The 24,685-nt window shown below is 54.3% G+C and carries 24 protein-coding genes; 9 read left to right on the top strand and 15 right to left on the bottom strand.

The features are described from left to right. Positions 1 to 222 precede the first annotated feature (222 nt). Positions 223 to 594: a hypothetical protein gene (locus ACZ5K9_RS06590; RefSeq protein ID WP_464273634.1), complete on the top strand. Its 372-nt coding sequence runs from the start codon at positions 223 to 225 to the stop codon at positions 592 to 594. A 111-nt stretch (positions 595 to 705) separates the two neighbouring features. Here ACZ5K9_RS06590 and ACZ5K9_RS06595 read toward each other — a convergent pair whose 3' ends face one another. Then, on the bottom strand, positions 706 to 1,530 hold the full coding sequence (locus ACZ5K9_RS06595) for an MBL fold metallo-hydrolase (RefSeq protein ID WP_464273635.1): 825 nt from the start codon (positions 1,528 to 1,530) through the stop codon (positions 706 to 708). A gap of 174 nt (positions 1,531 to 1,704) precedes the next feature. On the opposite strand from ACZ5K9_RS06595, the gene ACZ5K9_RS06600 reads away from it, so the two are divergent. Then, entirely contained in the window at positions 1,705 to 2,169 is a 465-nt protein-coding gene (locus tag ACZ5K9_RS06600) for an Hsp20/alpha crystallin family protein (protein ID WP_464273636.1), read from the top strand. A gap of 44 nt (positions 2,170 to 2,213) precedes the next feature. Further along, positions 2,214 to 2,612, top strand: coding sequence for an Hsp20/alpha crystallin family protein (locus ACZ5K9_RS06605; protein ID WP_464273637.1), 399 nt, complete (start codon positions 2,214 to 2,216; stop codon positions 2,610 to 2,612). A gap of 53 nt (positions 2,613 to 2,665) precedes the next feature. Here ACZ5K9_RS06605 and ACZ5K9_RS06610 read toward each other — a convergent pair whose 3' ends face one another. Continuing rightward, a complete protein-coding gene (locus ACZ5K9_RS06610) occupies positions 2,666 to 2,989 on the bottom strand; it encodes a recombinase family protein (protein ID WP_464273638.1) in 324 nt (107 codons plus the stop codon). Between the two features lie 123 nt (positions 2,990 to 3,112). Between ACZ5K9_RS06610 and ACZ5K9_RS06615 the strand changes: the two genes are divergently transcribed. The 3 genes from ACZ5K9_RS06615 to ACZ5K9_RS06625 all read left to right on the top strand — a co-directional run bounded on the left by ACZ5K9_RS06615 (position 3,113) and on the right by ACZ5K9_RS06625 (position 7,227). Continuing rightward, on the top strand, positions 3,113 to 4,252 hold the full coding sequence (locus ACZ5K9_RS06615; protein WP_464273639.1) for a radical SAM protein: 1,140 nt from the start codon (positions 3,113 to 3,115) through the stop codon (positions 4,250 to 4,252). Between the two features lie 117 nt (positions 4,253 to 4,369). Then, positions 4,370 to 6,001, top strand: a complete 1,632-nt coding sequence (gene hcp / locus ACZ5K9_RS06620; RefSeq protein ID WP_464273640.1) for a hydroxylamine reductase — start codon at positions 4,370 to 4,372, stop codon at positions 5,999 to 6,001. 200 nt (positions 6,002 to 6,201) lie between these two features. Further along, on the top strand, positions 6,202 to 7,227 hold the full coding sequence (locus ACZ5K9_RS06625; protein ID WP_464273641.1) for a uroporphyrinogen decarboxylase/cobalamine-independent methonine synthase family protein: 1,026 nt from the start codon (positions 6,202 to 6,204) through the stop codon (positions 7,225 to 7,227). Between the two features lie 68 nt (positions 7,228 to 7,295). Here the strand turns inward: ACZ5K9_RS06625 and ACZ5K9_RS06630 are convergent, their stop codons facing one another. From ACZ5K9_RS06630 to ACZ5K9_RS06685, 12 genes are all read right to left on the bottom strand, one after another. Next, the gene (locus ACZ5K9_RS06630; RefSeq protein ID WP_464273642.1) at positions 7,296 to 8,153 is read right to left on the bottom strand and encodes a universal stress protein; all 858 of its coding nucleotides are present in this window, start codon (positions 8,151 to 8,153) and stop codon (positions 7,296 to 7,298) included. Positions 8,154 to 8,172: 19 nt separating this feature from the next. After that, positions 8,173 to 8,904: an amino acid ABC transporter ATP-binding protein gene (locus ACZ5K9_RS06635; RefSeq protein ID WP_464273643.1), complete on the bottom strand. Its 732-nt coding sequence runs from the start codon at positions 8,902 to 8,904 to the stop codon at positions 8,173 to 8,175. Then, positions 8,901 to 9,902 (bottom strand): amino acid ABC transporter permease, encoded by a 1,002-nt coding sequence (locus tag ACZ5K9_RS06640; protein WP_464273644.1) that lies wholly within the window; start codon positions 9,900 to 9,902, stop codon positions 8,901 to 8,903. The genes ACZ5K9_RS06635 and ACZ5K9_RS06640 overlap by 4 nt, the downstream gene beginning before the upstream one ends. 213 nt (positions 9,903 to 10,115) lie before the next feature. After that, positions 10,116 to 10,928: a transporter substrate-binding domain-containing protein gene (locus ACZ5K9_RS06645; RefSeq protein ID WP_464273935.1), complete on the bottom strand. Its 813-nt coding sequence runs from the start codon at positions 10,926 to 10,928 to the stop codon at positions 10,116 to 10,118. A 173-nt stretch (positions 10,929 to 11,101) separates the two neighbouring features. Next, the gene (locus ACZ5K9_RS06650) at positions 11,102 to 11,704 is read right to left on the bottom strand and encodes a 3'-5' exonuclease (RefSeq protein ID WP_464273645.1); all 603 of its coding nucleotides are present in this window, start codon (positions 11,702 to 11,704) and stop codon (positions 11,102 to 11,104) included. Then, entirely contained in the window at positions 11,704 to 13,509 is a 1,806-nt protein-coding gene (locus tag ACZ5K9_RS06655; RefSeq protein ID WP_464273646.1) for a DUF294 nucleotidyltransferase-like domain-containing protein, read from the bottom strand. The genes ACZ5K9_RS06650 and ACZ5K9_RS06655 overlap by 1 nt, the downstream gene beginning before the upstream one ends. Positions 13,510 to 13,586: 77 nt before the next feature. After that, a complete protein-coding gene (locus ACZ5K9_RS06660) occupies positions 13,587 to 14,903 on the bottom strand; it encodes a CaiB/BaiF CoA transferase family protein (RefSeq protein WP_464273647.1) in 1,317 nt (438 codons plus the stop codon). Between the two features lie 67 nt (positions 14,904 to 14,970). Beyond that, positions 14,971 to 16,314, bottom strand: coding sequence for a CaiB/BaiF CoA transferase family protein (locus tag ACZ5K9_RS06665; RefSeq protein ID WP_464273648.1), 1,344 nt, complete (start codon positions 16,312 to 16,314; stop codon positions 14,971 to 14,973). Between the two features lie 45 nt (positions 16,315 to 16,359). Next, the gene (locus ACZ5K9_RS06670; RefSeq protein WP_464273649.1) at positions 16,360 to 17,265 is read right to left on the bottom strand and encodes a hypothetical protein; all 906 of its coding nucleotides are present in this window, start codon (positions 17,263 to 17,265) and stop codon (positions 16,360 to 16,362) included. 8 nt (positions 17,266 to 17,273) lie between these two features. Next, complete coding sequence (locus tag ACZ5K9_RS06675; RefSeq protein WP_464273650.1) at positions 17,274 to 17,507, bottom strand: hypothetical protein; 234 nt, start codon at positions 17,505 to 17,507, stop codon at positions 17,274 to 17,276. 85 nt (positions 17,508 to 17,592) lie between these two features. Beyond that, a complete protein-coding gene (locus ACZ5K9_RS06680) occupies positions 17,593 to 19,188 on the bottom strand; it encodes a sodium:solute symporter family protein (RefSeq protein ID WP_464273651.1) in 1,596 nt (531 codons plus the stop codon). 10 nt (positions 19,189 to 19,198) lie between these two features. Next, entirely contained in the window at positions 19,199 to 19,435 is a 237-nt protein-coding gene (locus ACZ5K9_RS06685; protein ID WP_464273652.1) for a hypothetical protein, read from the bottom strand. A 994-nt stretch (positions 19,436 to 20,429) separates the two neighbouring features. Between ACZ5K9_RS06685 and ACZ5K9_RS06690 the strand changes: the two genes are divergently transcribed. The 3 genes from ACZ5K9_RS06690 (at position 20,430) to meaB (ending at position 23,628) form a co-directional block, all read left to right on the top strand. After that, a complete protein-coding gene (locus tag ACZ5K9_RS06690; RefSeq protein WP_464273936.1) occupies positions 20,430 to 22,118 on the top strand; it encodes an acyl-CoA mutase large subunit family protein in 1,689 nt (562 codons plus the stop codon). 114 nt (positions 22,119 to 22,232) lie between these two features. After that, on the top strand, positions 22,233 to 22,652 hold the full coding sequence (locus ACZ5K9_RS06695; RefSeq protein WP_464273653.1) for a cobalamin B12-binding domain-containing protein: 420 nt from the start codon (positions 22,233 to 22,235) through the stop codon (positions 22,650 to 22,652). Positions 22,653 to 22,671: 19 nt separating this feature from the next. Continuing rightward, positions 22,672 to 23,628 carry a methylmalonyl Co-A mutase-associated GTPase MeaB gene (meaB, locus tag ACZ5K9_RS06700; RefSeq protein WP_464273654.1) on the top strand — a complete coding sequence of 319 codons (957 nt, stop codon included), beginning with the start codon at positions 22,672 to 22,674 and terminating at the stop codon, positions 23,626 to 23,628. A 23-nt stretch (positions 23,629 to 23,651) separates the two neighbouring features. Here the strand turns inward: meaB and ACZ5K9_RS06705 are convergent, their stop codons facing one another. Beyond that, complete coding sequence (locus tag ACZ5K9_RS06705; RefSeq protein WP_464273655.1) at positions 23,652 to 24,671, bottom strand: DnaJ domain-containing protein; 1,020 nt, start codon at positions 24,669 to 24,671, stop codon at positions 23,652 to 23,654. Positions 24,672 to 24,685: the final 14 nt, after the last annotated feature.

Below are 24,685 nucleotides of genomic sequence, written 5' to 3' on the forward strand. Positions count from 1 at the left end.
ATTCGGTGGCCGGTAAGGGGCGCTTCGGCGCCCCAAAATCTCACAATGATCCGGCCGCCATTGATCCAGCCCCCTCACCTCCCGCGTTTTACGAATCAGGCCTTCCCTCATACATTTTTTCATTGCCGCTGTTTCATGTGAAATCTAAAATGTGTTGGCTATGCCCGACCGATGCCCTCAGTTCCATGATGGATTCCCAACCCCTTGAAACAGGAGAATCGCATGAACCCTCGGCTCTGGACTGTGTTTGCGCTGTTGGGCTGTCTGTTCCTCGTCCTTCCCGCCGCGGCCCAAGTGGATTACCCCGCCGATCTCAAAAATGTCGTGGCCCCGTATCCAGGTGCCCAGGTCGAAATGGCCATGAAAACCGAGCAAGGCTCCCACGTGGTCATGACCACCTCCGATCCCGCAGAGAAAGTGTACTCTTATTATAAAGAAAGCTTGACCAAGACCGGCTGGGAAGCCCAGATGGAGATGACCCACAAAGACGGTCAGCAAGGGCATTGGAAGAAAAGCGATAAAATGTTGCACGTGGTCATTGGTAAGGATGCAGAGAAAACCCAGATCGTCTTGTTGTTGGGAACCGGCAACTAAGGCATTGTGCATTAAACGCTACCCGCTTTGCGCCCTCGCGGAGATGAATTCTTGAAGAATTCGTAAGACACAGTGGATAAGACAGCGGTTTTTGGGCTTTAAACCGGCGTGCTAACGGAGCTTTTCGGCAAACCGGTTTACGGCCTCCGAGTTCGGTGCGATGCTGCGCGCCTTTTTGAGGCACTCCCGGGCTTCTTCTGGCTGGTCCGCAGCGAGCAGATCTTTTGCCATCAGGAGCCACGCCTTTTCCGGTGGATCCTCGTAGAGGGCTTGGTACAGGGTCAGCAATGCGATTTTAATCTGGTGCGCCCCCTTGTGGAGCACGGGCTCGCCATGACCTGGAAACAAATGTTTGATGGGGAGACGAAGAAGCCTTCGAAGACTGTCCATCTTATCCTTGATCCGGCCGCCACACACTTCATCCGGCTTGGACAGGATGGCCGCAAAGCGCAACTGATAGGGAAGGACGGCGTCTCCGCTGAAAAGCGCCTGAGCGCCTTCGAGGTAGAAACAGAGATCTCCCGCCGTATGCCCTGGCAGATGGAGAGCCTGAAGTCCGAAGTTTGCGATATCCCCGCCGTCTTGAACGTAATGGATTTTCCCTGAGTCTTGCAAGCTTTGAAAGAATTCCGGAAACGGAGACCGCAGCCATCGTGCGTATTCTCGCGCCATTGGATGTAAGAAGACGTCTGGGGCAACCCTCTGATAAATTTCTGCCATGCCCCCCACATGATCGAAATGCGTGTGGGTCAGTGCGATGGCTTCCAGTTTCTCCAAAGGGGCCATTTCCTCAATCTCATCCACAAGTCCCAGCATGTTGCCCGTGTCAATGAGCAGACGCCCTCCGCCTAAGATATACGCCCCGGAACATGGACCCGAATCAGCAACCCAGCCGATTCCTTCCAGTCGTGGATCCTCCTTTTCGAACGTTCTCACTCGGCTTCATCCTCCTTTCTTGAATCGAGTGTCAGGAGGACACCTAAAAGAATCCCCACGGGTTGTCAACGACCATGGGGATCCCTTGACAGGGTGATCCAGGGAACTTAGTTTTTCGTCGGAACAAACAGAACAAGTTATGTTGTAAAATCAACAACTAAGGAGGATATCGCCATGGCACTGATCCGCTGGTCCGACCAAGGGGATTTCTTCCGACCTTTTGAGGAAATGGAACGGGAAATGGATCGTCTACGTCGGGAAATGGATCGTCTCTTCAGTGGTTTTCGTGGCTTCCGTCCCCTGCGTTTCGGGGTGTTCCCATTGATGAACGTCAGCGAAGATAAGGACAATCTCTATATCCGTGCGGAGCTGCCGGGTATCCAGGCAAGTGACATTGAAATCTCGGTGGAAGGAGATACGCTCACACTTCGGGGCGAACGGAAGAGCGCGGAGGTGGGGGATAATGTCAGCTTCCATCGCCGCGAAAGGGAATTCGGCCGTTTCCGCCGAAGCTTGACCTTGCCGACGCGCATTGACGTGGACAAGGTGGAAGCAGTCTTCAAGAACGGTATTCTCCAAATCACGCTGCCCAAGGCGGAAGAGGTTCGTCCGAAACAAATCACGGTCAAGACTGTGTAAAATCGAAGATCTTCACGTCTTGAAGCCACAAGGGGGTGACGATCATGGCCGACAAAGATATTCAGGTGAGAGAAAAGCAGGAAGTGCAGACGCCGGCGGAAACCACGCGAAATATCCCTGTCTATGTTCCGGCTGTCGATATTTATGAGACCGAAGAGGCTCTCACATTAGTGGCCGATATGCCTGGGGTGTCGCCGGAGAATGTGGACATCGACATTCGAGATGATCAGTTGACCATCCGCGGCACCGTGACCTTGGAGCGCGAGGGCGAAACAATGCTGCTCCGTGAGTACGGCGTGGGGGATTATTTTCGACAATTCACACTCGGCCGCATCATCGATCAGAATAAAATTGAAGCGGCGATGAAGGACGGGGTCTTAACCCTGACGTTGCCTAAAGTGGACAAGGCAAAGCCACGTAAGGTGACTGTCAAGACCGCATGAAGTCACGGCATTAAGGAGGCCGGTGGGTGGTGGCCCACCGGCCTTTTGCGTTTCTACCGCACGGAAAGTATGGGTACCCCGGCGGAACGGCACTCAAAGAGAATCCCTTCCAGCTCATTCCGATCGGCCGCCAGGCGTTCCAGCTCGTAAACGACCACACGTTTCACCTTCTTGCGATCGATGTCCATAAAAAGTTGAGACCGGCTGGTGTAAACGCTGATCGGCTCCTGCTCTTCCGGCGGCAGCTTTTCCTTGATGTAAGCAAGGCAGGCTTCGCGCTGAGCGGCGAGGGGTTTCTCGTAAGATCCTTGGTCTTCAGGCCGAAGTTCATTCTGCCTGACCATGAGGTAAACAGCCGTAAACTTCTCTTCCGTCATGCACTCAACTCCTCGTCCTGAATGGCCTTTTTTCCTCAAACTCAATGACTTTATAAAATATACTGACCTGAACCACAAAACACAATCACACGGCGGCACCTGTGCGGAAAGGGAGGTTGCCATATGCGTTTTCATTTCGAACAAGGACCGATTCGGCCACCCAGCGAATCGCGGAGTTTGCTCCTGCGCTGGACGCGCAATTGCCCGTGGAACCGGTGCGCCTTTTGCCCCGTTTACAAAGGACGGCCTTTCAGCCGAAGATCCCTCGCTGAGATTAAGGCAGACATCGACACGGTGTGCGCCATTGTAGACGATGTCAAAGCCTTGTCCTGGTCCATGGGGGAAGGGGGTGCAGTCAGTCCACCGGTCATCAATCGAATTCTTACAGATCCGACCACCAGCGGCTGCTACCGGCATGTGGCCGTTTGGCTTTATCACGGGGACGGCACCGTTTTTCTCCAAGATGCCAACAACCCCGTCATGCGCTCCCACGACCTTGTGGAGGCTTTACGCTACCTCAAGGAGAAAGTGCCTGGAATAAGGCGCGTGACCTCCTATGGGCGCAGTACCACCTTGGCACGAAAAAGCGTGCAGGAACTGCGGGAAATTCATGAAGCGGGGTTGGACCGGATCCATATCGGGCTGGAAAGCGGCTCCGATGCGGTATTGAAATTTATGGAGAAGGGAGCCACCGCCGCCCAACACATCGAGGCGGGAATTAAAGTCAAAGAGGCGGGCATGACCCTATCGGAGTACATCATGCCGGGACTCGGAGGCGCCCGGTGGTCCAGGGAACATGCCCTGGAAACTGCTCGAGTGCTCGAAGCCATTGACCCTCATTTTATCAGGCTCCGCACATTGCGTGTCCCGCCTCACACACCGCTGTGGGATCATCTCCAGTCCGGAGCTTTCCAGCCCCTATCGGACGACGACACGGTAAGAGAAATCCGGCTGCTGATCGAAAATCTCTCCAACATCCGAAGCACACTCACCTCAGACCACATGCGCAACCTGCTGGAAGACCTCGAAGGGACGTTCCCCCAAGATAAAAACAAAATGCTGGGCACTATCGATCAGTATCTGTCTCTCCCCGAAGACGATCGCATCTTGTACCGTTTGGGCCGTTACGGAGGGGCCCTCCGCGGTGTGGATGACCTGCCGGCTTACCGCTCGCGCTTGGAGAGAGCCCGCCGAGAGTTGGAACAGGAAACCGGAAAGCCCATCGACGTGGTGATTGATGAGCTGGGAGGACAATATCTCTAAAAAAGGGTTTCTTGACCTAGGTCAAGGACTTGGGGGCCGCTGCTCTTTAAGGTGTGGCCATGGAAGAAGGAACTGTTCGATGGCAGACCTCAGGAAAAAAAGACAAAGGAGGCATCCATGTTTTGCTATCAATGTGAACAAACGGCCAAAAGTCAAGCATGCACGAAGCTGGGCGTGTGCGGCAAGCAGCCCGATGTGGCGGCTCTTCAGGATCTCCTCACTCACCTCCTCAAGGGTCTCAGCCAAATCGCCGTAGAAGGCCGAAAGGTCGGCGTGCAAGATCCTACCGCCAACGTGTTCACCTGCGAAGCCCTTTTTACAACTCTCACCAACGTCAATTTCGACCCAGACGATCTGGTCCGTTTCATCCAAGAGACCGTGAGATTGCGGGAGACTTTGAAAGGAAAAGTGCACACGGCCGGAGGACGGGTGGATTTCGGGGAGGGTCCCGCGTCTTTTCAGCCGGGAGCTACACTGGGCGAGCTCGTCCGCCAGGGAGAAGCGGTAGGGTTTGACAAGGATCCGGAAACCGACCCGGATATCCGATCATTGAAGCACACGGCCATTTTCGGGCTGCGAGGCGTGGCCGCCTACGCACATCATGCCCACATTCTTGGTCAGGAAGACGAAACCGTCTATGGGGCCATCCAAGAGATTCTTGCGGACACCGTCCGTGCCGATCTCGGTTTGAACGATTGGGTCCAGCGGGTGCTGCGGGTCGGTGAAATAAACATCCGCGCGATGGAACTTTTGGATGCCGCCAACACAAACACGTACGGCCACCCTGTGCCCACCAAAGTGCCTCTGGGTCACCGAAAGGGGAAAGCCATCCTGGTTTCCGGTCATGACCTGAAGGATCTGGAAGAACTCCTCAAGCAAACTCAGGGCCAAGGCATCACCGTCTACACCCACGGGGAGATGCTCCCGTGCCATGGGTATCCGGGGTTGAAAAAATATGAGCATCTCTACGGCCACTACGGCACCGCCTGGCAGAATCAGGCCAAAGAATTTGCCGCCTTTCCCGGGGCCATCCTCATGACCACCAACTGTATCCAAAAGCCCCAAGAAAGCTACAAGGACAACATCTTCACCAGCGGGGTGGTGGGATGGCCCGGCGTGCGCCATGTGAATCGGGACGATTTTTCGCCGGTCATTCAAAGGGCCTTGGAACTCCCTGGTTTTGCTGAAGATAGCAACGGCAGCCACGTCATGGTGGGGTTTGCCCGAAACGCCGTGCTTGGTGTGGCCGACAAGGTCATTGAGGCCGTCAAGAACGGAGCCATCCGCCACTTCTTCTTGGTGGCGGGATGTGACGGGGCAAAACCTGGCCGGAACTATTACACCCAGTTTGTGGAACTCGTCCCTAAAGACTGCGTTGTCCTCACACTGGCGTGCGGCAAATTCCGGTTCTTCGACAAAGACTTGGGAACCATCGGAGGACTGCCCCGACTTATGGATGTGGGCCAATGCAACGACGCCTATTCCGCGGTGCAAATCGCTTTGGCGCTGTCTCAAGCTTTCAATGTGAGTGTCAACGAACTGCCCCTTTCCTTGGTGCTCTCTTGGTATGAGCAAAAAGCGGTGGCCATCCTTCTCAGTCTGTTGCACCTGGGCATCAAGAACATCCGGCTCGGGCCGTCGCTGCCGGCTTTCCTCAGCCCGAACGTCCTCCAGTTCTTGGTGCAGAACTTCGACATCAAGCCCATCAGCACCCCTGAGGAAGATTTGAAGGCCATTCTGGGCGCGTAAAAGAACGTTGTTCCTGCAACAAGGAACGTGGATCTGGCAAGGAGAGGCAGTCCGGGCTAGGACCGGGCTGCCGACCCCTTCGATAAACCCCTGTTTAAAGTGCGATGGGACGGGGCAATCATTGACCTGGCGCCCAGCTGACCTGGAAAAGAGCTTCCCCGTGCATCGCAGGACCGCCTGGACACCCTCGGGAGGGTTTTATGCCAATACCTGGAAATCTCATGACAACTGCCATGGCGGTTATGCCCCATCGCGACGTGGATCGCGCCCTCGCCCTGGCTCTATCTTTGGATATCCCGTTCTGGCCGCAGTTGCCCCTGCTCAGCTATTACGAAGACATGTATGTCCAGGCCTCCGAGAATTTTCCCGGGATCATCTTGGACATGCAGCAACGCACACTGCGTTTCTCCACCGAGAAGTTCATCCAAGATCTCCCAGCGGTTCTTCAACGGTTTGACGATCCATTGCTGTTCGATATCAGCCCGCAATACTCGGCAGTCTATCACCGGTTTTTGCAAATGGATTTTTCAGAACGGCCCGCGATCCGTGGGCAATTGGAAGGGCCTGTCAGCTTCGGCTTCAACGTCCAAGACGAATCCGAGCGCCCCATTTTGTTTCATGACTCGGTCCGCCCTTTTCTTATGGAATTCATGGCCCAGCGGGTCAATGTGCAGCTTCGACGGCTTAAGACCCTGAATGCTAACGCTTTTATGTTTGTGGACGAGCCGGGTCTTCAATTCATCTTCAGCGCCTTGAGCGGCTACAACCACATCGCCGCCCGCAACGATTTGGAAGCCTTTTTCGCCATGATCGAAAGACCCCGCGGGATCCACCTGTGCGGAAACCCAGATTGGGATTTCCTCCTCAATCTGGATCTCGACGTGTTGTCCCTCGACGTGTATTCCAACGGAGAGATTTTTGTGTCTTATGCAGAGGCCATCCGGCGGTTTTTGCAGCGGGGGGGTGTTGTGGTGTGGGGCATGGTGCCCACCAATGTGGAACCTTTCAAAGCCGAGTCCTTAGACTCCCTGGAGGCTCGGTTGCTCGGGCTTTGGAACTCTTTGAGCCGAAAAGGCATCGACCAAGAGGAACTGATCGAGCGCAGCCTTTTGTCCCCGGCGACCTGCTGCCTGGTGAACCCCGATGGAACGCAAACCGTCGAAAATGCCTTTGAGGCAGTCAGGGCCTTGAGCCGAAGACTCCGCACACGCTTCCGGTTGGGATAAAGCCTTTCTTTGAAGAAACTAGCCGCGCCGGTTCAACGGCCCTTGTGCCACGGCAACGGGCAATCTTTCTATTTCGATATCCAGAGCGCGCCGTTTTCGAACCGTTTGAGCACCCCTGAACAGACGGATCCGGAAAAGATCCCGCCGAAAAAGCCCTTGCCGCCGTCATTTTCATGGCCCATGGCAATGACCGATGGAGATGATTCCCGGCACTCGTCGATGATGGCTTCGGCAACATCTTGCGAAACCATGATTTTCCAATCAATGCGTTCGGGAGCCACCCCATTTTCACCGAGCACGGTCTTGGCCCGGTCTAAAATCTCACGGGTGTGCCGGCCCTGATCGGTGATGACGTGGTAAAGACAAATCTGATGGCTTTCATCTTGGACCATGAAACCCACGTGATCCGTGATCCGCTCACTCGCTTCGGATCCATCGACGCATAAAAGAATACGTTCCCCTTCCAATCCCGGATTGCGACAAATCCACAAAGGGCACGGCAAGGGCTGCCGTAAGACCTCTGTGCTGACACTGGTGGAAAAGACCCCCGCAAAGGCGGCATAGCCCCGTCGGCCTAAGACCACGGCGTCGTAGCGCCCACGGCGGGCTTCCATGACGATTTCTTTGACCGTCTCCATCTCCTTGGGAATGAGTTTGGATTCGATCTGGGTTTGGGAAAACCCTGCTTCCATGAGGAGTTGGGCACTGTACTCCAAAGCTTTTTCGCCGCGAATCCGCGTTTCTTCTGGGACCTTGGCCTTTGTGGAAGGTCTGCCGCTTTTCCAATCCCCACTCATCTGCGTCGGGGCCACATAAAGGAGCGTCAAGCGAAAGGGCTTTTTATGCTGAAAAAACTTTGCCACGAATCGCACGCCGAACAGATGGGACATCTCGTCGCTGACGGTGATCAGGAGATGCTTTTCCATAGCGTTTCTCCCCCCCAAATCACAAAATTTGGCTCAAAAAGAGCTTGGTCCTTTTGTGGGTTGGATTGGTAAAGAAGTGCTCTGGAGTGCCTTCTTCCACAATGCAGCCTTGGTCCATAAAGATGACCCGATCGGCCACTTCCCGGGCGAAGCCCATCTCATGGGTGACCACCACCATGGTCATGCCCTCTCGGGCAAGGGTTTTCATGACATCTAAAACCTCGCCGATCATTTCAGGGTCGAGTGCCGAGGTCGGTTCGTCAAAAAGCATGACCTTCGGATCCATGGCCAAAGCTCTGGCAATGGCCACCCGTTGTTGCTGGCCGCCGGACAAACGATCTGGGTACACCGACGCCTTGTCTGGAATACCGACCTTGTGCAAAAGGGCCATGGCTTTCTCCACGGCCTCCTTTTCGGCCCTCTTGCGAACCACCATTTGGGCCAAAGTCACGTTTTGCAGCACGGTTTTGTGAGGAAAAAGATTGAAGGATTGAAAGACCATGCCCACTTCGGCTCGGACCTTGTTGATGTTCGTCTTGCGGTCCATGATGTCCACGCCGTCGATGTAGATGTGGCCCGTGTCCGCATGTTCCAAGCGGTTGAGGCACCGCAGCAGTGTGCTCTTGCCGGACCCCGACGGGCCGATAATCACCACCACCTCGCCTTTGGCCACCTGGCACGAAACATTTTGCAAGGCCTTGACTTCATGAGGGGCATGAAAGGTTTTAGAAACCTTATCCACCGTGATCACGAGACCGCCGTCCTCCTTTCCAAGTACTGGACAAACATCGAAAGACCGAACGTCAGCACGAGGTACAGCAGGGCGCACATGAACCATAACTCAAAGGGTTGCAGGCTCGTCGTGACCACTTCACGAGTCGCTTTCGTGAGTTCCCGGATGGCGATGATACCCAGCAATGAAGAATCCTTGATGAGACTGATGAACTGTCCCGCCAGAGGAGGCAGGATCCGCCGGAGAGCTTGGGGCAAGATCACGTGCCTCATGGCTTGGGGATAACTCATCCCCAGCGATCGTGCCGCTTCCATCTGTCCTCGATGAATGGACTGAATGCCGGCGCGGACGATCTCGGCCACATAGGCACCGCAAAAAAACGCCAGAGACGCCACGCCATACCAAATGGGCGGGAGCTGTTCGAGTCCGTTCTTGGCCAAAAGGGTGTTGATCACTGTGCCTAGGACGAAGTACCAGATAAAGATCTGGACGAGGAGCGGAGACCCCCGGATGAGCTCCACATAGGTCACGGCCGACCACTTGAGTGCCGGGTTAGAGGAGATCCGCGCCAGTCCGGCCACGAGGCCGATGAGAATTCCCAGTAGGATGGAAATCACGCTGACCTTGAGAGTCAGCCACAAACCCTGCATGAGAATGCCCACTTTCCATCGCTGAGAGACACCCAAGACATCTCCGGGATAGACGGTATCCCCCGCGTCCACCCGAATCCCCTTTGTCGGGATGGTGTATTGGGCCGTTTCCCCATCCCCCGAGACACGTACTATCGCATTCTCTCCGGATTGGACGATGTCTTCGACGCGCCCCTGGATCTCCGATCGAACTTCGACTTTCTCCTTATAGTAGAAGTATTGGGGCACACGATACCAACGCCACACATAATCCACTTTTCGGGTCGCGTAATAAAGGACGCTCAAAACCCCGAGGATCATGATGAAGAAAACCATGACCCAAAAGGCGTAAGCCCCTCGAGTCATGTGCTGCACTGCTCTCGCCATGGGACTCTTTCCTTAATGCTTATCCGAAATTGTCCTTTCGCCGGAATCGTAGAGGGCTTGCCCACATGCACGGGGGAGGGGGCACAGCAGAGGGAGCGTGCCGGCTCGGAACCCTAAAGGCCGACACGCCAGCTCCCACATTCCTGGACCCAAAAGGCCGGTTTCAGAAAAGCCGTTTATCCTGCAACCGTCGGATCCGGAAGACCTTCGATCTTATTGTGCCACATCTTGGATCCAATCGGTGCTTTTGATCCATTTGTTATAGATTTGATCGTATCGGCCGTCGTTTTTCACTTGGCGCAGGAAGTTGTTCAACCAGTTCAGAAAATCAGGATCCCCTTTGTTGATGGCCCAGGCCAAAGGCTCATAAGTGAACGGCTGGTCGAGAAACACCAATTTCCCGGCCCCCTGTTGAGCCAAGAAGACCACACAAAAGGGCAAATCGTAAACAAAGGCGTCCGCTTTGTCATTAACGACCTCAAGGGCAGCTTCCGTTTCCGTTTCGAAAGACTTGTAAGTGCATTTGGGAATCACGCGTTTCACGGCCTGTTCCCCTGTCGTTCCCAATTTGGACGTCACAATGTATTTTGGGTCGTTCAGGTCTTTGTAGGACTTCACCGTGCCTTCGTGCTTCTTGTTCAAGAGGATCGTCTGCCCGACAATGATGTAGGGGTCGGCAAAATTGACTTTGAGATTCCGTTCCTGTGTAACGGTCATGCCGCTCATGATGATGTCAAATTTCCCGGTAATCAACGAGGGAATAATGCCGTCCCATGCGGTGTTCACTGGAACGAATTTCACGCCCATGGCCTTGGCCATTTCTTTCGCCATATCGATGTCAAAGCCGACAAAATTGCCTTTCTTATCGGTCATCTCAAAAGGCATATACCCCGCTTCGAATCCCACACGGAGCTCCCCTCGTTTCAGGATTTCTTCCAATGTGGACTTCTTGGCCAATTCGATGTCCGCTGCCCATCCGTGAAAGGTCATCCCGAAACCGATTGCCGCAACAACTCCCAAAACCATTAGCCATCGTTTCATGCTCCGCCTCCTTTTCTCGAAACTTTTGCCAAACGTCTCCCACCCCATCGAGATGAATTGTCGATGATCTCCCTTTCAATTTTTTTGACTAGCACAACGGGAGAGCATCACAAAGCTTTTTTCTGAACCCACGAATGACCGCGACCTCTGGGCTGTCCCTAGAGAAGGAAATGCGTTTCGCAGACTTTCTGATTCTTGAGCACATTGAGAAGCTGTTCCACTGTGGATACGGCGTATTTGGTCATCTGAATTTGAAAAATCTGGGCAGCGAAGAAGGCATCGGCCAGAGCGTGATGGCGGTAGTGCTCTTTGAGTCCATAACGACCGATCAAGGCATCCAAGCTGAGCTCATCGCAACAGCGCCTGCGTGAGGTTTTTTGACCGATCCATTTTTCCACCTCCGCAATGTCCACCAGTTGCCGCTCAAAGGAGATCCCGAGGTCCTTAAAGTGGCGCCGCAGAAATTGATAGTCGATGTGAACGCAGTGTCCCAAAAGAATGCCGTGACATCTTCCCAGAAGGTCTTGGGCGATTTCTTCAAAGGCTGGAGCTTGTTGCAGGGCTTCCAGAGCAATGCCATGATACTTCATCGTCTCCAGTCGATAATTCCGAGGTTTGACGAGCGTATAATAAGCATCTCGAACACGGATCTTCAGGCCCGCCATGGGCACGAGGGCCACGGCGATAATGTCGTGGCGGCGCACGTCCAGCCCCGTGGTTTCCACATCCACAGAGATAAAAGTTGCTTCGCTTAACCGCATCAAAGCCCTCGATCCACACCATAGAGGGCCTTGAGGTTTTTTTGAAAAGACGCCACCACCTTCAAGGATTCTTTCAAAATCAGTAAATCCATCTTGTCCAGTTGGTCAGCCATGAGGAGGTTGGCCCCTGCGCTGCCATTCTTCAGCGATCGAGCCTGATGTCTTAGGCGAAGATCTTGCAAAAAGGCGTAGGCCTCCAAAAGATCCCCGGCCGTTTCCTTGCCCAGAACGCCGGCGTCGCGCAAGGCTTCGATGCGCTCGCGCGTGTTGGTGATCCGCAGCATCTTGTTGGCCAGAACCATCACGCGGATCCCGTTGGCGATAGGATAGATGCCGAATCGTTTCAAATCGATGCCTCGGTCTCGATGTTTGATTCCGAAAATGCCAATGGGGGGTTCGTGCAGTGCCGCATCGTAAGCGAGGAAACGCACGGCTTGGTTGGTCACGGACTCATGAATCCCGTCGAGGAGCCGACCGAGCAACTCACCATGGCCATAAATCGCCCTCAAGTCGAGGAAAACCGTCAAATACCGCACGTGATCCGGAATGGGTTCCAAAAACCACCGCCGAAAGTTTTCCCTCCATTCCTCAAGCGACAAATGCCAACGAGGATTTGAGGCCATGTAGTCCGCAGGGCACCGGGGAATGCCGATGCGATCCAAATCCCTCGTAATGGCCTCGGCGACGCCAAGGCATCCCCCCGACTCGCCGCAAATGAGCGCGCTGTCTTGATCCGTGGTAAGAATCTGTTCTTTCCGGCCAGAGCTGCCCACATGAACCCATAGAAAATCCGGCGGTTCGCCGGAAACCGTGTGTTTTTGGATGACTTTGACGACAACGGTGTCATACACGGAAGTAATCATGCGGGAGAGCTGATAAAAGTGGGTCCCTTTTAAAGCCATTTCCGAAACGGCCACCCGGATGGCTTGAAATGCGCTCTGCAGTTCGTCGAGGTCCAGAGCCTTGAGGATCTTTCGATACAAGGCCAGGATGGACGATGAGGGCTCCAGTTGAGACAGGACGTCCTTACTGGTGATCACGCCGTGCACGCGATCTTCATCGACGACCACCAAATGGTCGATGCCGGTGCGAAGAAGGGTGGTGTAGGCATCCAGAACTGAAGCCTGGCGATCTATGGTGATGACTGGAGCGGACATGAAGTCCTTGACGTAACTGTTCGGGCTTCCTTGCAGGAGGACCCGTCGCATGTCCCTGTTGGTGAGGATGCCTATGGGTTTGCCGCCTTCGGTCACCACCACGGATCCCACGTGGTGGGTGTCCATAATGGCTACGGCTTCCGCCATGGTCTGAAAAGGGCCGCAGACGACCGGCGCTTTGGTCACAAGGGTCTCCACCAAAACCCCGACGGCACCCTCCTGAGTGGATTCCTGATCCCGAGCCAATCGGGAAAAGGATCGAAAACGCCTCTCGATAAAAGTGCTGAAAAATGAAGAGAAGGCGCTGTGGGCCCGATACACCCGATCAAAAGCCTCGGCGTCGATGAGATAACAGATAGTATCTTCTAGGGCTCGAGCTTCGTAATAGGATGGAGTTTGGTGTATGGCAGACAACAAGCCGAAGATCTCACCCTTGGAGGCGAGATCCACCAGTTCATCATCGTCATAGAGACCGACAAGACCGGAAAAGACAAGAAAAACGTAGGGGCAGACGTCCTCCTTGGAACAAATCACCGTCCCTGAACCGTACATGGCCACGTCCAAACTGCTGGTCAACGTGGCCAGATGGTCCTCGGAAAGGAAGGAAAATGGTTTAATTTTCCTTAAAAATTCCTTTGGAGGAATCATCTCTGCACCCCCTCTCGGCATCTCAAAGAAAAAGGCCACCATGTGGCCTTTTTCTTTGTCATTGAAGGGTTGGGGGGTCACACCACGCCTTTTGCCTTAAGTTCCTCAAGCCGCTTGGTGCCATAACCCAGCATTTTCGCGTAAACGTAATAGTTATCGGCCCCGACCGGTCGGCAGATCCATTTAACGCGAGGCGGGGTTTCCGTCATCTTATGGGCGTGATTGGCAATAGTGACCTCGCCGTAATGCGGATCGTCGATGGTTTCCAAGGCCATGCGCACCCACCAGTTTTCCGCCTTCATGGTATCCATGGGCGAGGAAATCCGACCGGGGACGACGACACCTTGTCCGATGTTTTTATTGTAGTCCATGACCGCATCAAAGATCTCATCGTAAGTGTGCGCCATAGTCCATTTTTCAATTTCTTTGTACATGATTTTCATGTTGTCCACATTGAGGCGTTCGAAAATGGTCGGAAATTGCTGCTGAAGATCAGGACGGTTGATAATGGTGCACAACGCCTTCCAGTTAGGATCCGCGAATCCGGACAAGAAGGCGAAACCGTCTTTACATCTGAAATAAGTGTAAGGGAATACACCGACATCGTAATTGCCCACTCGAGGGATGGTGTCTTTGAAGCCATAATAATAGGTTATGGCATAATTGATACATCTACCGTAAGCTTCCGCAGGAGAAACATCGATAAACTGGCCCTTCCCGGAGTTGACCCGGTAGTGAAGCGCCGCAAGGATGGCCACAGCGGCCCATGCACCACCAGCGTACCATCCCATCCAATTGCCCTGCTTGGTGGGAACTTCCGAGGGCTTTGGATTTTGCGGATCTTCCGGTGGCTCACCGCTGACCGACACCACCCCAGAATAGGCCTGGTCCACCACGTCCACATCGGCCTTGCCACAGGCCGCCTTGGGGCCGAACTGGCCGTAAGTGTACAGGGCACAGTAGATGAGTCGGGGATTGAGCTCCTTGAGCTGCCGGTAGCCTAGACCCCAGGCATCCATGGTGCCAGGCAAAAACGTCTCCACCAGAACGTCCGCCCGCTTCGCCAGTTTTCTGAAGATCTCCTGCCCTTCCTCGGATTCCAAATTCAAGGTCACATGGAGCTTGTTACGCCCTTCATTCAGATACCCCAAACCGGTACCCATGTGCATATAGCCCCAAGGGGTGAACGTGCGGGCGGGGTCTCCCCCAGGTGGCTCAATACGGATCACGGTCGCGCCGAATTCGGCCAAAGTGGACGTGCAAAAGCATCCGGCCATGTTGGCATAACTCACATCCAAAACCGTGATATGATCCAGCGCTTCCGGCTTTTCGCGATTCTTGGCCGGATCGTCCAGTTCGCGAATCCAATCCCCCCAGCTCTTTTCCTTTTCCATATGCATTGCGATCCTCCATAGGTCCACAGAGTTATTCTTCATGTGTCGCGCGTAAGAATGTGGAAGCTCATGCCAAGAGAACGCCGGATTTGCCGTCCCAGTTTTGGGGCGGTTTGCGGCCGGGAGGCACGTCCACCCATTTGCCGATGATGTTCTTTTCTTTGAGGTACTTGATTTTCTTGGTTTTCAAGCCGAGGTAACGCTTAAGAACGAATTCATTGTCGAAGCCCACCGGTTTCCCGGCCCACTTGATGCGACCTGGGGTTTCCGACAGCTTCGGCGCGATGCCTTCCTCGTAGAGCTCTCCGTAAATGGGATCGTCCACATAATAAGTGAAATTGCGCGTGCGCAGGTGTTCATCCTCGAAGTGATCCTTGCCGTTAGCCACCTTTTGGGCGCCAAAACCATACTGGCAGGCCAGCTGGTCGATTTCCCCATAGGTCTTGCCCGCAACCCAATCGCGGATCATTGCCAGGAGTTCCACGGCATTTTCTTCTTTCAGCCGTTCCAGGTGGGTGGCAAAACGGGGATCTTGAGCGAGTTCCGGTTTCCCCATGGCTTGGCACAAACCTTGGAACTGCGTGTCCGTTGCGGCACCAATGGCCACCATTTCCCCATCTTTGCTGGGGACGATATCCGCCGGACAAATGCTCACATCCCGATTGCCATACCGCTCACGGCATTTGCCCGTAAAATGCTGGTAGAGCCACGTCCAATCCATCGCGCGCATGAGGTTTTCCGCCTGAGAGTATTCGATGTACTGGCCCCGTCCCGTCCGGTCCCGATGGGCCAAAGCGGCAAGCACCCCCACAGCGCCCACAAGGCCTCCGTAGTAATCTGCCAACCAAATCCCGGCTTTCATGGGCAGCTTGTCCGGAAAACCGCTGATCCAGGCTTCGCCGGACTCGGACTGGGCGATGGCATCGTAGGAAGGCCGCTCCAGATACGGTCCCCATTGCCCAAAACCGTTTAGGGCGATGTAAATGATCCTTGGGTTGATTTCCCGCAGTTGCCGATAGCCGATACCCCACTTGTCCATGGTTCCGGCACGGAGATTTTCCACCACCACGTCCGAGCGTTTGACCAATTCCCGGAAAAGTTCCGCACCTTCAGGGACACGGACATCGATGGCCAAATGGTATTTGTTGCGGGCTTCTTTGAGCCACCCCATGGCCGCGCCGTTGAAAAACTTGGCAAAGGGCGTCAGCGACCTCATGGTGTCTCCCATGCCGGGCAATTCCACTTTGAAGACCGTCGCCCCGAGTTCGGAAAGGTAACTAGGAAGGGACGGACCCAAAATCAACGTGCACAGTTCGACGATTTTAATATCCGCAAGAGCTTCTGGTTTTTCGAACGTCTTGGAAGGATCGAGAACGCTTTCCGCCCATTTGAAATAGTCTTCTCGTGCCATGGACAACTCCCTTTCATTAAAGCTTTGCGTTGACAACTCCATCACCTAAGGAACACGAACTGTCGTGAAATGGGGTGGGACCTCGTAGAGACCTTGATCAAACGCGGGTATGACCTCCTTTAAGATACTGGTTTCTTCATTGACAACACGACTGACTCTCTTGGATTCCCCTTCTTTGGGGACGTAGTGCGCCGTCACGCGCACCCTACTCTTGACCGGATAACCCCGAATCTTTTCCAAGTCCTTGGCAAGCGGCTGTAACGATCCCTGCCAATAGGACAAGAGAAAAGACAAGGGACCCAAACGCTCCTCCTCCAACCCCAAAATCGCACCCAGTTCCCGATGGACCCGAGTGCCTTCATCCCAACCCGGCACCTCGTCCGAAAGCCACAGTTCCTGCTGCACTTCCGTGATGCTGTGGGCTTCCCTGAGTCGGTCGTACGTATGCTGGAGGAGACGGGCTGAGACCCGGCGGCATCGGTACTTCCCACAGCTTTCGTCGGGCCTATCCGCAGTAATGGACAATTGCGGAGGTCGTACATCGTACCGATCGGGCATGAGTGGCTGGTCATCTTCCTGAGCCTTCTCCAGGCTACGGATCCACGCGGGATCCTTCAGTCGAGCCAAGGGGAAAATACGGCATTTATCCCGCCCCCAATCGACCTCCCGGATATCCTGAGTCGCCAAAGAGATATGCACCGTCCGGCGATCCTCTCGCACTCCTCCGAAAAGAAGCTGCATCCAGGATCCCGTGTACTGACGTCTCTGGTCCATGTACATCCCATCGGCCCGATAGCTCGTCGTCACCGCGAGCAGTTTCTTGCCCGTGAACAGGTCTTCGGCTTCCACCTCATGGACATAAGTGATATCCGCTCGGGCGGAGGGAACCACGGGCCAAAGCCAGACCGTACACATCAGAAGGAATCGGAAAACCATTGGACTTAATTTCATGAGAGAATTTAGGCGCCAAGAAGTTTTCGATGAATGGAAACTCCTAGAAACATGGTGCACAGTGGTATGCCGAGGCCGTAAAAAGACCCCCAAAAAAGACTTCCGCTGGGATCGAATCCATAAGGTTTCGTGAAATAAAGCAAAAGGTTGACTCCAACACCCACGTAAAAATACAAAAGATACCATCTTCGACGATGGCGTTCCCAGCGCTCCAATCTTTCATTCCGATGATGTTCAGCCATGGACAGCCCCAAAAGTTCACCCCAATGAGGTTTATCTGATCACGGATGGACCGGGAGGTCGCCCTCCCGGCCTTTCACTAGGCGCCTAGTTTTCGGGCCTCAAGTTGTAAGAGTATTTCTGGATGACTTCAGGCCTGTTGGGTTTGGTCACCAAACTGATGAGTATAAAGAAAATGAGCCCCACAAAGACCCAGTAAAACTGGTGCGGTGTGACAATGCCACCTTTTTGACCCAAGAAGAACCAATGGGCGCTTCCGAGCTTCGTGTTGGCATACATCCATGAATAGGTGGACAGCACGGTCATGACGATAATGTTGATGACGGCCGCGGTGGTGTTGGCCTTATCCCACCAAATACCCAGGACGAGAGGCGGTCCCACGGAGCAGAGAATCACGATAAAGGCAGCTCCAGAAATGTCCAAGACCAACGCCGGAGGGCTGAAGGCCACGAGCGTACAGATGACAGTAATGATGACCGTCATGACCCGGGTCACCTGAACAGGCTTTTCCTCAGGCCACTTGCTTCCGAAGACTTTTCCGATAAGGTCGCGGCCCAAAAGCACATTGAGCACCATGGTCCAGCCTGCCGCCGTCGACATAGCAATGGCCAAACCTCCTGCGCAGATCACGGCCAACAGGAACGGGCTCTTGAGACCCTCCATGGCGGCGATCATGGAGTAGTCGGTGACAGCCGCACCACCCACACCATAAACGCCCTTCATATGCTTGAGCACTCCCATGGCATCCTTGACGCCTTCAACGGACATATAGGGATGCAACGTTTCAATGAGCACGCGCGCGGCCGAGCCGATGATAATCAAGCCCACATACATGGACCCGCCGAAAAAGATGGCCCAGAAGACACTGCGGCGCGCCGACTTGATGTCCTGCGCGGTAAAGAAGCGCACCACGGTGTACGGCATGGCTGCGAAACCAAAGTGCCAGGTAAAGTAGAAACCCACAATCCCTGTCCACATGCCCATGAGGGCACTGGAGGGCTTTTCGCTGACATAGGGGCAGTTAAAAAAGTTGGGCGTCACTTTCAAAATGGCGTCCGTCATGGGATTGAGGCCGCCGAAATGGGCAATAGTGTAAATGGCACCCACTATCGCCGCCACCGCCATGGTGACACCTTGGAAGGCTGCCGACCAGGTCGTGGCCACCATGCCGCCATAAAACACGTAAATAAAGACGACCAAAGCGCCGATGACCACAGAAATGTTGTAGTTCAGCTTCAAGATGGCGAGCATGAAAAGAGCGGTACCAACGATGGACAAGGTCACATAGGCAAATCCGGCAATAATGGTGGGAACCCCGGCGATCAGGCGCATCCATTTGGTGTCATAACGATCCGCGTAATAGTCGGTGAACGATGTCGGGGCGTATTTACGCAACGGAGCCGCTGTAAGCAGCGTGGCAATGGGCATCCCTCCAATGATGCCGACCAGAGCCCACCAGAACGGGTAACCCAAAAGGAAGATGAACGCTGGGAGTCCAAGGAAACTCGCGGGGCTCAAATACGTTGAGGCTAAAGCGGCCCCGTTGATGAAGGAGCCGACTTTGCGGCCGGCCACGTAGTAATCGGACGCATTGAGGGCGGCCTTTCGGGTAAAGTACCCAATGGCGATCATAATGGCAAAATAGATCAAGGCCCCGATGATAACGACTGGATTTGCACCCATTCTAGCCTCCTTATTTCTTGGCGAGCCGAGCTTCTCGAGCTTCCTCAGCGATGTAAAAGAGCGCCGCCACGATCAAGTTGATGACCCATAGGCCGATGAGCCAGTTATAAATATAGCATGCGGGGACCCCTAAAAATTTTGCTAAAGGGAACTTCGGGACCGTAATCTCTAAGATAAAAAACAGAAAAAAATACCCATAAAGAAGCGCCATACCAGCCCAGAATACTTTCGGCATCCCTTTAAACATTGTGACCTCCTATGCACTCGCTGGTAAAAACGATCCACACCATAACCCCTGGCAACACGCCCAATCTTTCCATCACCTCCTTTCCACGCGTTTCAAAAAAACACCTGCTCTTGAAAAAAAGCACAAGACCACCCCACCTTACCCGCCCCGTGCCCCCATATCAGGCCGTCGCCCGAAAGGCCGACAACCTGCGGGGCAGAAATTCATCGTCTAGTTGTGTCAGGTGACCATAGGAAGACCGTACCTTCCAAAGGACGTTGAGAATAAGGCGTTGACAAGGTCTGTTGCACTCAGCATCCACATCACCAACTCGCCGAGTCGCCAAAGCAGCAGCTCCCATGCCCGGCGCGCCGAGGGTACGGCTTGCGAAGAAGGAATTGTTTCGTGTTAGGGAGGTACCAACGTTAGGGGAGTCTATGTGGCGGAAGCAGCGCAAGAGCTCCAGAGAGAACCATCGTGAGAGTGGGTGAAGACGCGCGCATTTAGGTCATTGGTACCCGTACGGGTCCTTCCTACATCAGGATTTTTGGGATGGTCAAGAGAAAAAAAATTTGTTTGACAATGCATAACTCCGTCCATTAAGGTCCCGAATGGTTGAGCATAGGTTTTTGAAACTGCAGGCACACCGACACCCCGTTACAACCTTTAAGGAATGCGAGCACATTCCATGCCGCACGCGGTGCACCACAACCGCACACCATTCAAGGCCCAGGGACACCATCCCCGCATGAAGGCCTTCCGCCGCGTGCCCTCAAAACCCAAACGTTGTTAATATGACAAAGCGTTACCAAAGAAACCTTGACCGCACGCTCCGAAACTGCTCTTTTGCATTGTCAAAGGTTAATGGACGAGGGGTGAGCCAAGGAGGGGTGACCTGCCCGCAACGTGAAGCCGTTCATTTACCGTAGGTCGAGGCTTCGTCCACCAGCGCTGCATCTGCACCGTGGGCCTTGGTTTTCATCGTGGGAGGAGGAAAAGCACTATGGGCCAAAAAATGTTTTCGGAAGCGCAATTGGATCGCATGGAGAAGGAATACGCGGATTGGCTTAAGGAGTATGAAAAGGCTCTCCAGAAAATGCCAGAACGGCTGGAGCGGTTCTCGACCGTCTCCGACATGGAGGTAAAATCCCTCTATACGCCTCTGGACATCAAGGGAAAAGATTATTTTGAAGATCTTGGATTTCCTGGACAATTTCCTTTCACCCGAGGCGTCCAACCGACCATGTATCGTGCCCGACTCTGGACCATGCGAATGTTCGCAGGCTTAGGGACCGCAGAAGACACCAACAAGCGCTTTCATTACCTCATCGAACACGGGGAAACAGGCCTCAGCACGGCCTTCGACTTTCCCACGCTTATGGGCTACGACACAGAATCTCCTCTGGCGCGGGGTGAATGCGGGAAGTGCGGCGTCGCCATCGACACCATTGATGACATGCAGCGGCTTTTTGCCGGCATCAATTTGGAGGAAGTCACCACTTCCATGACCATCAACCCGCCGGCATCGGTGATTTGGGCGATGTACATCGCCAATGCGGAAAATGAAGGTTATGACCGAAAAAAGTTGGGTGGCACGATTCAAAACGACTGCCTCAAGGAATTTATCGCCCAAAAAACATTGATGCTCCCGCCCGAGCCAAGCTTGCGCCTGGTCGTGGACACGGTGGAATTCGGCACCTATGAAGTGCCGAGATGGAATACCATCAGCATCAGCGGCTACCATATTCGGGAAGCCGGCGCCACAGCGGTGCAGGAACTGGCCTTCACAATTTACGACGGGATTACGTACGTGGAGGAGTGCATCAAGCGGGGTCTTAAGGTGGACGACTTTGCCGGACGCCTCTCCTTCTTCTGGAACTCCCACATTGATTTCTTTGAGGAGATCGCTAAGATGCGCGCCGCCCGGCGCCTATGGGCGCGCCTGATGAGGGACCGCTTCAAGGCCCAAAAGCCACGCTCGATGATGTGCCGATTCCACACCCAAACGGCGGGCTGTTCCCTCACTGCCCAGGAGCCTTACAACAACATCATCCGCACCACCACAGAAGCCCTCGCCGCCATTTTGGGTGGCACCCAGTCGCTCCACACCAATTCGCTGGACGAGGTCTACATGATCCCCAGCGAGGAAGCGGTGAGGATCGCTTTAAGAACCCAACAGATCCTGGCCGACGAGACGGGCGTCGCCAACGTGATCGATCCCCTGGCGGGCTCCTATTTTGTGGAAGCCTTGACGGATAAGATGGAAGAGGAAGCGATGGTTTATATCCGCAAGCTCGACGAGCTTGGGGGCATGGTGGCCGCCATCGAAAAAGACTATCCCCAGATGGAAATCGCCGACGCCGCCTACCACTTCCAGCAACAAGTGGAAAAGGGCGAGAAAATCATCATCGGGGTAAATAAGTTTCCCAGCGCCCGGCCTGATCTGGAGTTCGTGCTCAAGATTGACGACGAGCTGGAAAACTTCCAGATTGAGAGAACCCGGCAGTTCAAGGCCCGACGAGACAAGATCAAGCTGCAGAAAGCCATGGATGAGCTGCGCCGTCGATGCGAAGGCCCCCCGTGCTGGGAAAACAACGTGATGCCGGCCCTTATCGACGCCGTCCGGGCCGGTGCCACAGAACAGGAATGTTGCGATCTCTACCGGGAAGTGTTCGGCACTTACTCTGATCCCGGAACTTTCTAGCGCACGGCACGTTTGCGCTCAAACGGAGTCTACCAACTTGCGGGGCGTGCCGACTCCAGCCCCCTTTTGAGGCTCAACCAATCGGGTGACGACAACACAGGAGGGAAGGTTTCCATGGCTGAGGATAGGAAACTTCGCATATTGATCGCTAAGCCAGGACTGGACGGACATGACCGAGGGGCACGTGTGATCGCCCGGGCTTTTCGCGATGCCGGTTTTGAAGTGATTTACACCGGTTGCCACCAGACCCCTGAGCAGATTGTGAGTACGGCCATTCAGGAAGACGTGGACCTCATCGGCTTGAGCATTCTTTCCGGGGCTCACCGTTACTCTTTCCCGCGAATCATGGAGCTTCTCAAAGAACACAATGCCGAAGACATCACCGTGATCGGAGGCGGTATCTTCCCTCTGGAAGACATCCCCAAGCTCAAGGCCATCGGCATCAAGGAGATTTTTGAGCCCGGGGCCAAATTGGACGATATCGTCCACTGGGTCCGCACTCATGTGAGACCTCGGAAAGCCATGGTCGCCTAAAGAGAAAGAGGCACAGACGATGAGCATCGTGGAACGAATCCTGGCCGGAGATGTGCGGGCCGTGGCGCGACTCTTGCGGGACATTGACGACCAGATGCCCTCTGCCCGGGAGATCCTCAAAGAACTTTATCCTCATACCGGCAGGGCCTACATTTTAGGGTTTACCGGATCCCCGGGTGTCGGCAAGAGCACCCTGGTGGATCAAATGGCCATGGAATACCGAAAAAAAGGGCTGACCGTAGGCATCCTGGCCATTGATCCGACAAGTCCGTTCACCGGCGGGGCCATTTTGGGAGACCGGATCCGCATGCAGCGCCATTTCCTAGACGGTGGCGTGTTTATCCGCAGTTTGGCCACTCGTGGCCATTTCGGCGGCCTCACCAAATCCACAAACGACATGATCACCGTGTTGGACGCCATGGGCAAGGACGTTATCATGGTGGAAACGGTCGGTGTGGGGCAAGATGAAGTGGATATCGCCAACTGCGCCCATACCACCGTGTTGGTGACCATTCCTGGCATGGGAGATGAAGTCCAGGCCATCAAAGCCGGGATCATGGAAATCGGGAATATCTTTGTGGTCAACAAGGCGGATCGGGAAGGGTCCCGAAAGACCGTGCGCGAACTGAGAAACCTCATCGAACTGGGACTCCGCCGCACGGGCGACCAGCATTGGGAGCCGCCTATTATCGAAACCGAGGCCCTAAAGGGTCGAGGTATCCCTGAACTCATGGAAGCTGTAGAACGCCATCGCCTCTATCTTCTGGAAAACGACAGAAGCCAATGGGAAGCGGTGACACAAAAACGGGCCAAAACCCAGCTCCTGGAAACCTTGCGGGAAGAGGCCCTCGCGGAACTGATGCGGCGCATGGAAAAGAGGGGGCAGAACCTGGATGATTTGGTGCGCCAAGTCACGGAGCGGCGAACAGATCCCTATACCGTGGTGCAGGATCTGTTACAGTGTGAACTTCGGTGATAGCCCACGGCCCGTAACATGTCTTATGGCCGTCGGGTCTTCCGGCGAGCCAGGCACTCGTAAGCCTCGGTGAGATGGATAAAGGTTTCGTGATCCCCTCCCGCATCGGGATGCAGTTTTTTCGCCCGGCGTCGATAATGCCGGGCCAGGGCCTGAGCGCTCATGGCCCGGTATTCTTTTGGATGAAGACCTAAACGTTCGCACGCCTCCTCTTCCGACAAAGCCTTCGGCAACGGAAAACGTTGCTGCCGGTGTCGCACGAAATCATGGAAAATCCTGTCCCATAAGGACTGAGGGGTGAAGGTGTAATCAAAGTACATGATGACGTACTTCACGAGAAAGGGATGAAGTCTTCGGAAATCGTGGTCTTCTACCCCTAAGAAAAAATCTTTATCTTCATTAAGCCTGCATATTTCCTCTAAGAAATAAGCATCGACCTTCTCCGGATCCAAGGCGGCCGGATTGTTTTTCATGAGGTGACTCGGGAAATACTTTTGGAGCTGCAAGGCCGTGAAAATGTAATTTCGCCTTTCTTGTGGCCGCAAGTCTTTCTCCATTCCATCGATGACATGCTCGATTTCGTCGCGGCTCTTGTCACACAACACATTCAAGAACTTCCAACTCCTGCCTTCCAGAGTGCCGATGTCCATACGGCCACACCGAAGAAAGTGCATGCGTCTTTTGTCAAAGGGGTGGAGAAACCGCTGATGATAGGCCGATTCCTCATGATTCCATGATGGATGTGACCCGGTTCTCCCCATTGTGAAGTTTTCGATAATTCGGCGAATGTAAGGATCGACGTAAAGGAGAAAAGCCTTCTCCAGATCTTCGGTTTCGCGCTCAAGCCCCATACGGGCGAAGGCCTCTTCCACCGTGTCGCTGAAATAGAATCCATTGCCCCCCGTATAAATGATATGTGCGGCAGGTTCCGGTCCTAAATCCAGGATGTTTCTCGCGGCAAAACATGACCCGTTCCAGTAGGATTCCTTAAGGACATAATGGGTTCGGCAGCCCTCACTCGTGCGACGGATATAGAGAGACATGGGGCATTTCCTCG

It is taken from the genome of Desulfosoma profundi, from assembly GCF_055387865.1.